15 protein-coding genes and 1 tRNA gene are annotated in these 14720 nt (G+C 56.0%); 1 reads left to right on the top strand and 15 read right to left on the bottom strand.

All coding sequences use genetic code 11. The features are described from left to right. Window position 1: 1 nt before the first annotated feature. The 14 genes from G5315_RS11625 to ruvA form a co-directional block, all read right to left on the bottom strand. A tRNA-Lys gene (locus tag G5315_RS11625) sits at window positions 2-77 on the bottom strand. A gap of 174 nt (window positions 78-251) precedes the next feature. Beyond that, entirely contained in the window at window positions 252-1055 is an 804-nt protein-coding gene (gene ybgF / locus G5315_RS11620) for a tol-pal system protein YbgF (protein ID WP_076492460.1), read from the bottom strand. Between the two features lie 158 nt (window positions 1056-1213). Then, window positions 1214-1738, bottom strand: a complete 525-nt coding sequence (gene pal, locus G5315_RS11615; protein ID WP_005313284.1) for a peptidoglycan-associated lipoprotein Pal — start codon at window positions 1736-1738, stop codon at window positions 1214-1216. A gap of 49 nt (window positions 1739-1787) precedes the next feature. Next, window positions 1788-3113, bottom strand: coding sequence for a Tol-Pal system beta propeller repeat protein TolB (gene tolB, locus G5315_RS11610; RefSeq protein WP_005335728.1), 1326 nt, complete (start codon window positions 3111-3113; stop codon window positions 1788-1790). A gap of 95 nt (window positions 3114-3208) precedes the next feature. Further along, window positions 3209-4339 (bottom strand): cell envelope integrity protein TolA, encoded by a 1131-nt coding sequence (gene tolA, locus G5315_RS11605; RefSeq protein ID WP_216979490.1) that lies wholly within the window; start codon window positions 4337-4339, stop codon window positions 3209-3211. A gap of 5 nt (window positions 4340-4344) precedes the next feature. Beyond that, entirely contained in the window at window positions 4345-4791 is a 447-nt protein-coding gene (gene tolR, locus G5315_RS11600) for a protein TolR (protein WP_005335733.1), read from the bottom strand. Further along, a complete protein-coding gene (gene tolQ, locus G5315_RS11595; protein ID WP_216954450.1) occupies window positions 4791-5468 on the bottom strand; it encodes a protein TolQ in 678 nt (225 codons plus the stop codon). Before tolQ ends, tolR begins: the two co-directional genes overlap by 1 nt. A gap of 1 nt (window position 5469) precedes the next feature. Then, a complete protein-coding gene (gene ybgC / locus G5315_RS11590) occupies window positions 5470-5877 on the bottom strand; it encodes a tol-pal system-associated acyl-CoA thioesterase (protein WP_005343212.1) in 408 nt (135 codons plus the stop codon). Between the two features lie 105 nt (window positions 5878-5982). Then, window positions 5983-6294 carry a cyd operon YbgE family protein gene (locus G5315_RS11585; RefSeq protein WP_421333079.1) on the bottom strand — a complete coding sequence of 104 codons (312 nt, stop codon included), beginning with the start codon at window positions 6292-6294 and terminating at the stop codon, window positions 5983-5985. Then, on the bottom strand, window positions 6281-6397 hold the full coding sequence (gene cydX / locus G5315_RS11580) for a cytochrome bd-I oxidase subunit CydX (protein WP_005304933.1): 117 nt from the start codon (window positions 6395-6397) through the stop codon (window positions 6281-6283). Before cydX ends, G5315_RS11585 begins: the two co-directional genes overlap by 14 nt. Before the next feature lie 14 nt (window positions 6398-6411). After that, window positions 6412-7548 carry a cytochrome d ubiquinol oxidase subunit II gene (gene cydB / locus G5315_RS11575; protein ID WP_005335741.1) on the bottom strand — a complete coding sequence of 379 codons (1137 nt, stop codon included), beginning with the start codon at window positions 7546-7548 and terminating at the stop codon, window positions 6412-6414. An 11-nt stretch (window positions 7549-7559) separates the two neighbouring features. After that, window positions 7560-9116, bottom strand: a complete 1557-nt coding sequence (locus G5315_RS11570) for a cytochrome ubiquinol oxidase subunit I (protein ID WP_005335743.1) — start codon at window positions 9114-9116, stop codon at window positions 7560-7562. Between the two features lie 935 nt (window positions 9117-10051). Then, window positions 10052-11062 carry a Holliday junction branch migration DNA helicase RuvB gene (gene ruvB / locus G5315_RS11565; protein WP_005335744.1) on the bottom strand — a complete coding sequence of 337 codons (1011 nt, stop codon included), beginning with the start codon at window positions 11060-11062 and terminating at the stop codon, window positions 10052-10054. Window positions 11063-11070: 8 nt separating this feature from the next. Then, on the bottom strand, window positions 11071-11685 hold the full coding sequence (gene ruvA / locus G5315_RS11560; protein WP_421312956.1) for a Holliday junction branch migration protein RuvA: 615 nt from the start codon (window positions 11683-11685) through the stop codon (window positions 11071-11073). A gap of 261 nt (window positions 11686-11946) precedes the next feature. Here ruvA and G5315_RS11555 point away from each other — a divergent pair, with 261 nt between their 5' ends. After that, window positions 11947-13956, top strand: a complete 2010-nt coding sequence (locus G5315_RS11555) for a methyl-accepting chemotaxis protein (protein WP_421333078.1) — start codon at window positions 11947-11949, stop codon at window positions 13954-13956. Window positions 13957-14038: 82 nt separating this feature from the next. Here the strand turns inward: G5315_RS11555 and lysE are convergent, their stop codons facing one another. Further along, entirely contained in the window at window positions 14039-14650 is a 612-nt protein-coding gene (gene lysE, locus G5315_RS11550) for an L-lysine exporter (RefSeq protein ID WP_216952063.1), read from the bottom strand. Window positions 14651-14720 lie beyond the last annotated feature (70 nt).

Here is a 14720-nt window from a genome sequence, read left to right as displayed (position 1 = left end):
ATGGTGGGTCGTGCTGGATTCGAACCAGCGACCAATTGATTAAAAGTCAACTGCTCTACCGACTGAGCTAACGACCCTCACCACGACCAGTTCCGACTGCATTACTGCTTCGGCTCTGACGGCGGCCTATATTACGGATTTAAATTTCCGGTGCAACAGAAAATTCGTAATTTAAATCCGTTTGCTCACTGTGCGTACAAATGCAGGCTGTTTTTACAGTAGCGTTACGAAAACAGTGACATACAGCAATGTTACAGCTTGGCCAGACTCTGTTTGGCCAACTGGGCTGGCGAGGTGTTGGGATAGCCCTTGATCACCTGCTCATAGAAGGATTTGGCTTCCGCCTTCTTGCCATCCAGCTGCGCCAGCATACCCAGCTTCAGCAGCGCATCGGCTCGCTTGGGGGATTTGCTGTATTTGTTGGCCACGGTCGAGAACTGGGCCGAGGCACCGGCTCTGTCACCCTTGTTGAACAGCAACTGGCCGAGCCAGTAGTGTGCATTGGGAACATAGCCCGAATTGGGGTACTGCTTGATGAAGCCCTGGAAAGCCGGAATGGCTTTGTCATAGTTCTTCTCTTTGAGCACCATGTTGACCGCTGCGTCGTAGGCCTGATTCTCATCCTGATTGGTTGAGTAATTGGCCGCAGCAGCCGGTGTAGCGGCAGCAGCAGGGGCCGCGGCGGCCGGTGCAGCCTGCTGGCTGCTGGCAACCTTGTCGAGCTCCTGATAGAGCTGACGCTGGCGCTCTTGCGACTGTTCCATCTGGTAGGTCTGCTGCTCCAGCTGACCACGCAGCTCGGAAACCTCCCCTTGCAGGGAGTCGACCTGTTGCTGCAATTCAGCTTGCAGTCGCAGACGGGCATTGAGGGTGCGCTCCAGCAGGGCAACCCGATCTTCCAGGCTACCGGTGGGCACGATGGCGCCATTGTTGCCGCTAAGGACAACCCCACCACTTGAGTCACCGCCCAGATCGCTGACCGGTGCCGCAGCTTGCGCATTCAGAGCAACCATTACGGCCAGCGCAACGACAGCTTGCTTGTACACAGATTTCATTCGGATCAAACCTTAGCGTTTAGTACAGATAAAACGGCCAGCGCCATCGTCGCTCGCATATGCAGATTTCATTCGGATCAAACCTTGGCGTTTAGTGCAAATAAAACGGCCATCGAAATGGCCGCTTGCATATAAACGAACTTCGTTCGGTTCAAACCTTAGTAAACCAGAACCGCGCGGCGGTTTTTGGCAAAGGCATCCTCGGTGTGGGACAGATCCAGCGGCTTCTCTTCGCCATAGCTGACGATGGAGAGCTGCTCGGCCTGCACACCCAGGGTTTGCAGATACTTGGCAACAGCCTTGGCACGACGCTCGCCCAGGGCGATGTTGTACTCCGGAGTACCGCGCTCATCGGCGTGACCTTCGATCAGGACTTTCACGCTCGGGCGCTCGCGCAGGTAGCTGGCGTGGGCATCCAGCAGATCAGCGTACTGACCCTGGATATCGTAACCGTCGAACGGGAAGTAGATCACGTTGTCACGCTGCAGTGCTTCGAACTTCTGACGCATCTGCTCTTCCGGGGACAACATGCCGTTGGCGCCGCCGGTTTGTACACCGCCCATGCCGTCGGTCATACCTGATTCAGCGCCAGCGGCGTCGGAATCAGAAGAAGAACTACAAGCGGCCAGGGTGAACAGTGGCAGTGCGATGGCCAAACCCTTGAGCAGTTTATTGAGTTGCATGCTATTTCCTTAAACCTTTATAACAAAACAAAAAACAATTGGATTTTTATCAATTCAAGAAGGGCGACCAAGCTGGTGCACGAATTTCACCGCTACTGGTCGGAAGCACAGCCTTGAAGCGACCATCAGTCGACACCAACGCGAGACTCTTACGACCCTGATAGATGGTGGCATAAATGATCATGCTGCCATTGGGAGCCACACTTGGCGACTCATCCAGAGCACTCTGGGTAAGGACCAACAGGGCATTGTTTTCCATGTCCTGACGGGCAATACGATACTGTCCCTGAACACGGGTCACCATCACCATGATTTTGCCATCAGGAGTGATGGATGCACCCTGGTTGGATTCACCTTCCCAAGTCATCCGGCGAGTCATACCAGTCGCCAAATTTACGCTATAAATCTGGGGTTTGCCACCACGTTCAGAGGTGAACAACAAATTTTGCCCATCCGGCATCCAGGAGGGTTCAGTGTCGATCACACGGCTGGTTGTGACGCGGGTCAGCTGCTTGCTAGCGACATCAACCACATAGAGGTTCGGTGAACCATCTTTGGAGAGAACGATAGCCAGACGACGACCATCCGGAGACCACTCCGGCGCCCCGTTGATACCGCGGAAACTGGTGATCAGGCTGCGCTGCTGGGTGTAGATATCCTGCACGTAGATTTCGGACTTCTGGTTCTCGAAGCTCACGTAGGCCAGCTTGCTGCCATCCGGCGACCAGGCCGGAGACATCAAGGGCTCGCGGGAGCGCAGCAGGGTCTTCTCGTTGTAACCGTCGTAGTCAGAAATACGCAGCTGGTACGGGAACTGGGTACCCTGCTGTACGGAGACGTAAGCCAGACGGGTCAGGAAGGCACCGCGCTCGCCAGTCAGACGTTCATAGACGATGTCGGAGATACGGTGGGCAAACTGGCGCATCTGGGCACCCGGGATGGTCGCCATACGGCTATCCAGGATGTAACCGTTGCTCTCGCCACCTTGTGCCTTGGCCAGCTGGCCTTTCAGCACATCGACCAGCTCGAAGTTGACCTTGTAGGTGCCGTCACCGACTGCCGAAATGGAACCCACCACCACGGCTTCAACTCCTTGGGAGGCCCAGGGAGCGAAGTTGATCTCGCTGCTGCTGCTCGGGGTTTGCGGCATCTGGCCACGGGCCAGCGGCTTGAACTTGCCGCTGCGCATCAGGTCGTTGGAGACCACTTCCGCGATGTCCTGCGGCAACTGCCCGTTGCCTTCCCACTTGAAGGGGGCGACGGCGATGGGGCGTGCGCTATCAATACCGCCGGTGATGACGATGTCCAGGGCCGCCTGGGCACTCTGGCCCAGCAACAAACAGCCAACCAAAGCAAAAAATACTTTTCTGATCATGGCTTAAATACTCGGTTCCAATATAGATGAGAGGTTAAATTCCTTTCTCGGCGAGAGGTTGCCAACCGGAGGCAGGCAACCTCGTTTTATCACGCTTAGATACTCGGTTCTAACTTCAGGTTAAATTCCTTCAACATCTCGAATGCCGCAGGATCCTTGGGCACAGGCAGTTGATTGGCTTTCAGAACAGCCGCCTTACCGGAACGACAAACCGCCGGGTCACCCTGGCCGTTATCTACCGATATGACAAAGCCACTGCTCGCAAGACGTACGCCGATAGTACATGTTTTGCCCCGCATGGTGGGATCCAAAATCATATACCGCTCAACAGTGGCCTTGATGAGCGCCGCATACTTGTCGACCTCACCTTGTGCCGCTGCAGAGGCAGCCTGGCTGCGGGCATTGGCTTCAGCCGCCAGCTGCTGCTGCATCATGGCTTCCATCTCTTTTTGCAGTCTGGCCTCCTCGGCCGCTTTGCGTTTGCGTTCTGCCGCGATCTTGGCCTGCTTCTCGGCTTCAGCCTTGGCTTTCTTCTCTGCGTCAGCTTTTGCCTTTTTGGCTGCCTCTTCCTTGGCCTTCTTCTCAGCCTCGGCTTTGGCTTTTTTCTCAGCCTCTGCCTTGGCTTTCTTCTCTGCCTCAGCCTTGGCCTTCTTGTCAGCTTCCGCTTTCTTGGCTTTGGCCTCCTCGGCTTTAGCCTTCTCTTCCGCCTGTTTTTTCTCGAGCTCTTTCTTTTTCTTCAGCGCCAGTGCCTTGGCCTCTTCAGCAGCCTTGCGCTCGGCTTCCGCCTTCTTGGCCTTCTGCTCTTCCAGCTTGCGGGCCTCCTCGGCTTTCTGCGCCTTCTCTTCAGCCCGCTTCTGCTCGGCAACTTTTTTCTGCTTCTCAGCCTCGGCCTTGCGGGTCGCCTCTTCTGCTTCTTTCCGCTTGGCCTCGGCAATACGCAGCCGTTCCTGCTGCTGGGCTAGTTCGCGTTTGGCAAGATCCGTATCTTCCTTATCCTTCTCTTTCTCTACCTTCTGCGGCTTGGGCTGAGCTTTCTGCTGCTGGATCTGCTTGGCCTGCTCGTTGAGGAAGTTCTCATCAAGCATGACGGCATTGACGATCTGCCCCTTCGATTCGGGTCGTTTCGGTTTGCTGAAATCGAGCCCGACAAACAGGATGATGCCGATGATCAGGTGCAGCAGAAACGACGCGATGAGATAACCGGAAATACCACGCTTCACATCCATCTCCGTTAGTTCACCGGATCTGTCATCAGGCCAACCTGAGGCACACCCGCATTCTTGAGGGCCACCATCAACAGGATCACCTCTTCGTAGCGCACGGCCTTGTCACCCGCGACCACCACGGGGGCATTCTGGTTGATCGCCAGATAGCCCATGGCTTTTTCGGTGATGTATTGCTGCATCGCCTCTGGCGTGCCACTTGGCACCGGCTCGTCATCGGCTTCGCCAGCCTTGATGACATACTCGCCTTCGGTATTGACGCTGACGATGAAGGGCGGCTTGGCATCTTCCGGCAACTGCTCGGACTCAGCCTGCGGCAGATCCACCTTGACCCCTTGCGTGATCACCGGCGTGACCGCCATAAAGATGATAAGCAGCACCAGCATGACGTCGATATAGGGAACCACGTTGATCTCGGCCACCTTCTTGCGCCGGATCCGCTGATAGGTTTGCATTACTGATCACCCTGCTGCTGAGCAATTTGACGGTTCAGAATGGTGGTGAACTCGTCCATGAAGTTGGCGTAGGCGTTCTCCAGCCGCTCGACCTTGTTGGAGAAGCGGTTGTAGAAGATTACCGCCGGGATAGCGGCAAACAGACCCATGGCGGTCGCAATCAGCGCTTCCGCGATACCCGGTGCCACCATCTGCAGGGTGGCCTGCTGCACCTGACCCAGGGCGATAAAGGCGTTCATGATCCCCCATACGGTACCGAACAGACCGATGTAGGGGCTGATGGAGCCGATGGTCGCCAGCACCGGCAGGTTGGATTCCAGATCATCCACCGCACGGGAGAGGGAGACGCGCATGGCACGGTAGGTACCATCCATCACCGCATCCTGACCACGGGCCCCGGCCTTGAGCAGGCGGGCATACTCCTTGAAGCCGGAGTAGAAGATATCTTCCATGCCTTCGATATCATCGCGGCGGGAAGAGGACTCCTGATAGAGGCGATTGAGATCGACCCCTGACCAGAAGCGATCTTCAAACTGTTCCGATGCGAGATTGGCCGCCTTGATCGCCTTGGAACGCTGGATAATCAGCGCCCAGGAGACAATAGACATGCTCATCAGGGTGATCATGACCAGTTTTACCAACAGGCTGGCTTGCCAAAACAGGCCAATAAACGAAATTTCAGCGTGCACTTAACAGCACTCCCTTGATTTTTTCAGGTATAGCTACAGGTTTCATTTGCGGATGACTTACACAGGCTATCTGTACCAAAGCCTGGGTGACGAGTCGTCCATCAGCCGCCAGGATCTGCTGCGAAAAACGCAGGGATGCGCGTTTCACTTCAATCACTTGCGTTAATACATTCAATAGTTCATTAAAACGGGCCGCCGAGCGGAAATCGATCTCAGTTCGGCTCACCACGAAGGCATATCCCTCCTGCAGCCAGACGTCCTGTTCGACCCCTTTGGCACGAAGAAACTCGGTGCGAGCACGTTCCATAAACTTGAGATAATTGGCGTTGTAGACGATGCCCCCGGCATCGGTGTCTTCGTAGTAGACACGTACCGGAAACTCAAAGACTTCCCCCATAACAATCTGTGATCCATTCGACAGTCAGATGGGGGGCTATCATAGCGCAGGGCTGAATAGGAAAGAAGCAGGGGGAGACAGGGAAATCCTGCCTCCCACCGTTTTTTATGAAAGGAAATATGAATGTGTCAGCCAGAGGCCATACAACAAACTGGGCCAGGCGAGCCAGGGGTTGAACAGCACACGTCCGGGCAGGCTTTTCAGATGAAAGCCAAGCCCGTTAAGTACGCCACAACAGACGGCCCACATCAGCCAGGGAGCAAGCCAGAGACGATGCTCGCTGGTGTTGGCCGCGATCAGATTGGGGGCCTGTAAAATAGCGACGGCCAACAAGGCCGCCGCGAGTAACATCAACCCCTGCCACGGCTGCCGCTCCAGTGGAGCGGCCAGCCTGGCGAGTCGATCACTTGTTTTCATCGATCTGACGATCCATGTTCTCGGTGTGTTCCAGCCACAGCGCATTGATAATGCCAAATGCACAGGCCAGCAACAGCCCCAGGATCCAGGTGAAATACCACATTGTCAGCGCACCTCTTAATAGAGAGATTGTTGGTTATCTTCGATGTGCTTGTTGGTTACCCGGCCAAACATCTTGATGTAAGTCCAGATGGTGTAACCCAGCACAATCGGTACGAAGATCGCTGCAGCCACAGTCATCACCTGCAAGGTGTTGAAAGAGGCGGTAGCATCCCACATGGTCAGGCTCAGTGACGGCTCAAGGCTTGAGGGCATCACGAACGGGAACATGGAGAAACCGGCAGTGAGGATGACCCCGGCAATCGCCAGCGAGGAGCTGGTAAACGCCAGCCAGCCGATGTTCATGCGGGCAAACAGCGCAGTCAGCAGGCTCATGGCCAGGCCCAGTACAGGGGCAGCCACCATCCACGGATAGAGGGTGTAGTTGTTCATCCAGGCACCAGCCTGCAGGACAACTTCCTTGTTCATCGGGTTGGATACTGCGTCAGTCGCGGCAGCCTTGACGATGACATACCCTTCCATACCGCTTACCCACCAACCCGCGGCAGCAAACAGCACCAGAGTCAGCAGTGAGCAGATCATGGCGGCAGTACGGGAACGTGCCAGCACTTCCCCGTCGGTCTTCATCATCAACCAGGTTGCGCCCTGGGTGAGCAGCATGAACAGGCTCACCAGACCAGCCAGAATGCCGAACGGGTTAAGCAGGCCGAAGAAGTTGCCGTGATAGGTCAACATCATGAACTGGTTAAACTCGAACGGAACGCCTTGCAGCAGGTTGCCAAAGGCCACACCAAAGACGATGGGCGGTACGGCGCTACCGGCGAACAAGGCCCAGTCCCAGTTGCTGCGCCATTTGGCATCAGCACGCAGCGAGCGGTACTTGAAACCGACCGGACGCAGGAACAGCGCCATCAAGGTCAGGATCATGGCGATGTAGAAGCCGGAGAAGGTCGCGGCATACACCATCGGCCAGGCGGCGAACAAGGCACCACCGGCAGTGACCAGCCAAACCTGGTTACCTTCCCAGTGCGGTCCCATGGTGTTGAGCATCACGCGGCGCTCGACATCTTTCTTGCCAACGAACGGGAGCAGTGCGCCTACCCCCATGTCGAAGCCGTCAGTGATGGCAAAACCGATCAGCAGTACGCCGACCAGAGCCCACCAGATGACACGCAGAGTTTCGTAATCAAACATGGTCGCTCTCCTTATGCCTTGATCTGTTCAAAGTGATACTTGCCAGTCTTCAGGCTGCTGGGGCCAAGACGGGCATACTTGAACATCAGGTACATCTCGATAACCAGAAGTACGGTATAGAACAGGCAGATACCGATCAGAGAGAACCAGATCTCGGCTGCAGGCAGGTTGGATGCAGAGAGGGAAGTCGGCAACACCTCTGCAATGGTCCACGGTTGGCGACCATATTCAGCAACAAACCAGCCAGCTTCGATAGCGATCCACGGCAGCGGGATACCCCACAGCAGACCCTTGAGCAGCCACTTGCGCTTGCCGATCTGGTGACGGGCACTGTCATAGAAGGCCATACCAATCAGCACCAGCATCAGCATGCCGACGGCAACCATGATGCGGAAGGCGAAGAACAGCGGCAGTACCTGCGGGATGGAGTCATCCACGGCGGCCTTGATCTGCTCGTCGGTAGCATCGGTCACGTTGCTGGTGTAGCGCTTGAGCAGCAGACCGTAGCCCAGATCCTGCTTCACTTCGTCGAAGCGAGCGCGGGTCTCGTCAGACTTGTCACCGGATTGCAGCTTGGTCAGCAAGTCGTAAGCGGTCATACCGTTACGAACGCGCAGTTCGTGCTCGCTCTTCAGATCCTTCAGACCGGTGACCTGACCGTCCAGAGAACGGGTCGCGATAATGCCCAGTGCATAGGGGATCTTGATGGCGTAGTCGGTACGCATCTCTTCCTGATTCGGAATACCGAACAGGGTAAAGGCGGCCGGAGCAGGTTCAGTTTCCCACTCAGCTTCGATAGCGGCCAGTTTCACCTTCTGCACTTCACCGGTCTCGTAACCGGATTCGTCACCGAGGATCAGCACGGACACGATGGAAGCCATACCGAACGCAGCGGCAATGGCGAAGGAGCGACGGGCAAACGCCACATCACGATTCTTCAGCAGGTAGTAGGAGGAGATACCCAGCACAAACATGGCGCCACAAGTATAACCAGCCGCCACAGTGTGGACGAACTTGACCTGAGCAACCGGGTTGAGCACCACGTCAGCGAAGCTCATCATCTCCATCCGCATGGATTCGAAGTTGAACTCGGCACCGACCGGGTTCTGCATCCAGCCGTTGGCGACCAGGATCCAGAGGGCTGAAAGGTTGGTACCCAGCGCCATCAACCAGGTGGCAGCCAGATGCTGATGCTTGCTCAGACGATCCCAACCAAAGAAGAACATACCGACGAAGGTGGACTCCAGGAAGAAGGCCATCAGCCCTTCGATAGCCAGCGGGGCCCCAAAGATATCGCCGACATAATGGGAGTAGTAAGCCCAGTTCGTCCCGAACTGAAACTCCATGGCCAGACCAGTGGTGACCCCCAAGGCAAAGTTGATACCAAACAACTTACCCCAGAATTTGGTCATGTCCCGGTAGATGGTGTTGTTGGTCATCACATAGACGGATTCCATGATCGCCAGGAGAAAGGCCATTCCCAGCGTCAGGGGTACAAACAAAAAGTGATAAAGGGCCGTCGCAGCGAACTGGAACCGCGATAGGTCTACCACATGCTCAGCAATCATGATGTTTCCTCACCGATTATTGGCACGGCTATTTTAAGTTTTAAGGACAAAGCTTCCGTTGGGGGTTATCGAATGGGCCCCGTTGAGACGCATCACAACAAAACACTTTCAGTAACCACCAATATTAACAACAAGGCAACGCGAAAACACAAACAAAGCTAATGTTTAACAATTAAAAAACAATCAGCTTCAATTTATTCTCGCTCATTATGACCGGGTTTTTATATCACCTTTATTTGATTGAAATCAATGTAAAAGGACCCGTCATACATGGCTTTCAAAGCCATGTTTAATCTATTTCACGATTATTGAAGCGAGCCAGATCACAAAAGATGGCAATGCGTAAAATATTGATTTAAATCAATTTAAGAATTTAACATCCGGCCACCCCATTTAATTTGAAAAGTGTCGATGACGCGCCTTTTTCCATGTTATCCAGGTCAGGCGAACTGATTCGAAAACTCAATTTAAAACTACAAACAATGCATACTCATGCGAACCAATTTCATCAATCACTACATTAGATAAACTAATTTGAAGGTTGCAATTTTTCTTGTTTGCCCGGGCCGATACGAGCTCCTACAATGCGCCTCGCAGTGAGGGCATACCCTTGGATACAGGCCGGTTAATCCGGGTTCACGGTACGTATTCGACCATCAATTTGAACCTGTCTATTGGAATCGAAGATGAAAAAGTTTGTTGCTAAAACCATCCGTTACTACAAGCTTTCCTTTGTTCAGCTCTATCAACTGAACCGACTCTGAGAGCTCGCGACGGCTCACCTGTTTATTTTCCGGTCTGTGTCCAGACGCACTCACTGTCTGTGAACATCCATCCTGAATTGTCTTTGCCCACCGCATCCGCCGTGGGCTTTTTTTTTGCCCGAATAACAAAAAACCGCCTTTGACGGCGGTTTTTTGTTCAAACGACTGTTTTTACTTCTCATCTGGTCGCTGAAGACCGAAATGAGCGTAGGCTCGTGTGGTCGCAATCCGTCCTCTGGGTGTACGTTGCAGATACCCTTGCTGGATCAGATAAGGCTCAAGCACATCTTCGATAGTATCTTTCTCTTCCCCGATCGCGGCGGCCAGATTATCGAGACCTACCGGGCCCCCCATAAACTTGTCTATCACAGCCAACAATAACTTGCGGTCCATGAAGTCAAAACCTTCGTTATCGACATCCAGCATGTCCATGGCGCGGGCTGCGATGGGGCCATCGATCCGGCCATCGGATTTGACCTGGGCGAAGTCACGCACTCGTCTTAACAAACGGTTAGCAATCCGCGGCGTACCACGAGAGCGACGAGCGACCTCAATGGCACCATCTTCCGTCATATCTAGCCCCAGACAACGGGCACTGCGGGAGACGATATCGGTCAGATCCTTGACGTTGTAGAACTCCAACCGCTGGACGATGCCGAAGCGATCCCGCAGCGGGCTGGTGAGTGAACCAGCCCGGGTGGTGGCGCCAATCAGGGTAAAGGGAGGCAGATCCAGCTTGATGGAACGAGCCGCTGGCCCCTCCCCGATCATGATGTCGAGCTGGTAATCCTCCATCGCCGGATAGAGCACCTCCTCCACCACCGGGCTGAGGCGATGGATCTCGTCGATGAACAGCACATCGTTCGGTTCGAGGTTGGTGAGCAGCGCCGCCAGATCCCCCGCTTTCTCCAGCACCGGGCCGGAGGTGGTCTTGATATTGACCCCCATCTCGTTGGCGACGATGTTGGCGAGGGTGGTCTTGCCCAGACCCGGCGGACCGAAGATCAGCAGGTGATCGAGCGCCTCTCCCCGCTGACGGGCCGCTTCGATAAAGATCTCCATCTGTTCGCAGACGGTATCCTGACCGGTGTAGTCAGCCAGCTTCTTGGGGCGGATAGCCCGGTCAATAATGTCATCCTCACGGGCAGCACTGGCCGAAATGAGGCGGTCTGCTTCAATCATCAACTACCTCATACCAGGCTACGCAGGGATTCACGGATGATATCTTCCACCGACATCCCCTCTTTGGCGATCTTGCTGACAATCTGGCTCGCCTGCTGCGGCTTGTAACCGAGGGCCACCAGCGCACTGGCCGCCTCTTCGGTCACATCCGGTGCCCGCAATTCTGGCTCACTGGCTGGCAGGGTGACCATGGCCGGGGAGAAGAGGTCGTGACTGACCCAGCCCTTGAGGCGATCCTTCATCTCCACCACCAGACGCTCGGCGGTCTTCTTGCCGACCCCCGGCAGTTTGACCAGAGAGCTAATCTCTTCGCGCTCGACGCAGATGACAAACTGGCTGGCAGTCATGCCGGAGAGAATGGCCAGCGCCAGCTTGGGGCCGACCCCGTTGGTCTTGATCAGCTCGCGAAACAACGCACGCTCCTGCTTGTGGTTGAAACCGTAGAGTAGTTGGGCATCTTCCCGCACCACGAAGTGAGTGTGGATGGTCGCCTCCTTGCCGATCTCCGGCAAATCATAGAAGCAGCTCATCGGCATATGAACCTCGTAACCAACCCCGCCTACTTCCAGCAAGACCTCGGGGGGCTGCTTCTCAATGACAATGCCTCTCAAGCGACCAATCACGGCTCTCTCCTCACCAATACAGCTATTCGCAAATTGGCTCATAGCATAAAGAATAACTGGATAAGTATCCAGCATAGGGCAGCAACCCCCTGGTATCCGGAGAAGCTTTTTCGCAAATTGGCCACCATGCTTGATCTGGTTCAGCCTGCGTGTACGGGATGTTTCTGCACCGTACCGGACTCCGACTGGGCATGAGCCACTACACTAAATCCGTTCGGAACCGAAATTGATGCCAATGCAGATACCAAGGAAGGCCATCATATGAAAATTGTTTCCACCGCCAATCTGGGTCTTGCCATCTTGCTCGGCTGCACGCTGGGGATGGGGGTCGTGGGCTGGTATGGCAGCCAGCGGCTGGCCGGCCTGCTCACCTATGTGTTGGGAAGCGCCTGGCAGACCGCCGACGGTGCCATGGAGGGCTCCATAGAGCTGGGCAACCAACAGCTACAGATTCAGAAGATGCAAAACGGAACCCCGCTCAATCGCGCCGAACTCGATGCTGCCAAGGCGGCGACCGATGACGCGCTGGCCCGGGTCAGCCAGGGGCAGCTCATTGATCGTGCAGCCCTTGCCACCATGGAACAGCACAAGCAGGACTATCAACAGCAACAAGAGAAGCTGCTGGCGCTCTATCACGCCTATACAGAGGTGGATCAGGCCCTGCATCACAACGCCGATCTGATGGCTCGCCTCTCGATCCAGCTGGAGGTGATCGGCGATGGCGCGGTCGAGGCGCTGACCCAATCCCCCGACCAGACCATCAGTTGGAACAGCGGCCTCTCCACTCGTTGGGAAGCGGCCGACGGGGGGATGGAATCCAACATAGGCTTTTTGCGCCAACTCTATGCGCTGGAGAAGATGCGCAGACAAGGAGTCACAGATGCGATCAAGGCCGAGTTGAAAGAGGCGACCGATTTCTACCACGAAGCAGTCGACAGCATGCTCGGCACCGGGCTGTTCGATATCGAGGGAACCGGGGAATTTGCCGGCAAGACACTGTCAGCAGAGTATCGAGCCCTGTTAGCCCGACATCAGCAGCTGATGGGACAGTGGGTCAATGCGCTCGGCAGCTATCAGGCCCAGCAGGCTCTCTATGAGGCCAGTGCCGACCAGCTACAGCAACAACTGGTTGCCATCGAGGCGAGCGGTGATGCCACCGTCGAGGATCAGGTAGTCCAGCTCAACGGCATCATCAGCCAGACCCGAACCCTTTTGCTGGGTGGCCTGCTGCTGAGCCTGGTCATGGTCACCCTCTGCGGCTTCTGGCTGACCCGCAAGCTGGTCACCCCGCTGCTGCAAGTGGACAAGCGAATGCAGGACATCGCCGCCGGCGAGGGAGACCTCAACGCCCGCATTAACCTGCAGCGGGATGACGAGATAGGCTCGCTGGCCAACAGCGTGGATCGCTTCATCGAGAAATTGCAGAAGATGATCAGCTCCACCATGGACAACAACCGGCACATCAGCGAACACGTTCACACCTCGGTCAACCGGGTGGAGGCGATCAGCCAGAGCAGCCGCCAGACAGCCGAACATGCGCTGGCCCTGCACCACGACAGTGAACAGATGGTGCAAGTCGCCACCGGTATCTCCGACAACTGCAGCATGGCGGCCCACAATGCCAACGAGGTGCGCCAGCTAACCACCGAAAGTAGCCAATATGTCGCCTCTGCCAGTGCGGGCATGCAGCGGGTGGTGCAGGAGGTGGGCGAGTGCGCCATCGCCATCAACGCCCTCAAGGAGCAGGCGGGCCAGATCGGCCAGATCATCTCCACCATCAGCGGAATCTCGGAGCAGACCAACCTGCTGGCCCTCAATGCGGCTATCGAAGCAGCCCGCGCGGGGGAGATGGGACGTGGCTTTGCTGTGGTCGCGGACGAGGTGCGCACCCTGGCCAATCGCACGGCAACATCAAGCGCCGAGATCAGCCAGGTGATCAGCAGCATCCAGCAGCAGACCGAGAGCGCCTACCTGATGATGCAGCGCAACCTCAAGACGGTGGAGTCCGGCATGCAGGACTCCGAGAACACCAAGCAGATCCTGTTCAAGGTGGAAGGCGCCATCGACCAGCTGGCCGACATGGTGCAGCAGGTGGCCGTAGCCACAGGTCAACTGTCACACACCCTGAGCCACTCCTCTGACAAGGTCTCCGGCATCAGTCTGCAAGCCAGAACCGGCGAACAGGAGGCGCAGGAGTGCCTGCAGCTCGCCTCCTCGCTCCATCAAGCCAGCCTGCTGCAACAGCGCCTGCTCTCCCAGTTCCGAGTCTGACCCCCTCCAATAGCGAAGATGCCACTCCCTGCGAGTGGCATCTTTTTGTTACCGGTCGCTCATTCCTGCCGCCTTAACTTCCTCAACTTCCTATGGCCAGTTGAATAGCCAGACTCAGCATGATGATGCCGACCAGCAGATCGATCCCCCGCTGCACCCCTCCTCGCGCTAGCCAGGGCGCCAATGCGGCCGCTCCCAGCGCAAGCGAGTAAAACCACACCAGCGAGGCCAGCATGGCCCCCGCAGCAAAGGCCGGACGCAGGGACTCGCTCACCTGACTGCCAAGGGAGCCGAGCAGCATCAAAGTATCGAGATAGACGTGGGGATTAAGCAGCGTAACTCCCAGCGTCATCGCCAGCACGCTTTTGGCCCCCATCTGCTGAGCAGACTCGGCAAGTCCCTCCCCCTTACCGCGCCAGGCACTGAGCAGGGAACGGCCACCAAACCAGCCGAGAAACAGCACGCCGCCCCAGGTAAGCAGCATCATGCCAATCGGGCTGGCAGCCAGCAGATTGGCTCCGCCAAATACCCCTATAGCGATCAGAATGAGGTCGCAGAAACTGCAGAGTGTGGCGCTCAGCAGATGGTGATTGCGATGGATGCCTCTGCTCAGCACAAAGGCATTCTGGGCGCCGATGGGGATGATCATGGCAAGACCTATGGTGAAGCCTTGCAGGGTCGTGGTCAGCAGCATGGAAAGTTCCGTTCGAAGTGATGAATGAACGGCACTATAGCGAGCCCTGTTCCCTCTTAGAAATTCATTG

The organism is Aeromonas sp. 603607 (assembly GCF_049171595.1).
Classification (GTDB): domain Bacteria; phylum Pseudomonadota; class Gammaproteobacteria; order Enterobacterales; family Aeromonadaceae; genus Aeromonas; species Aeromonas veronii.
This window is presented reverse-complemented; position numbering and strand designations above follow the sequence as displayed.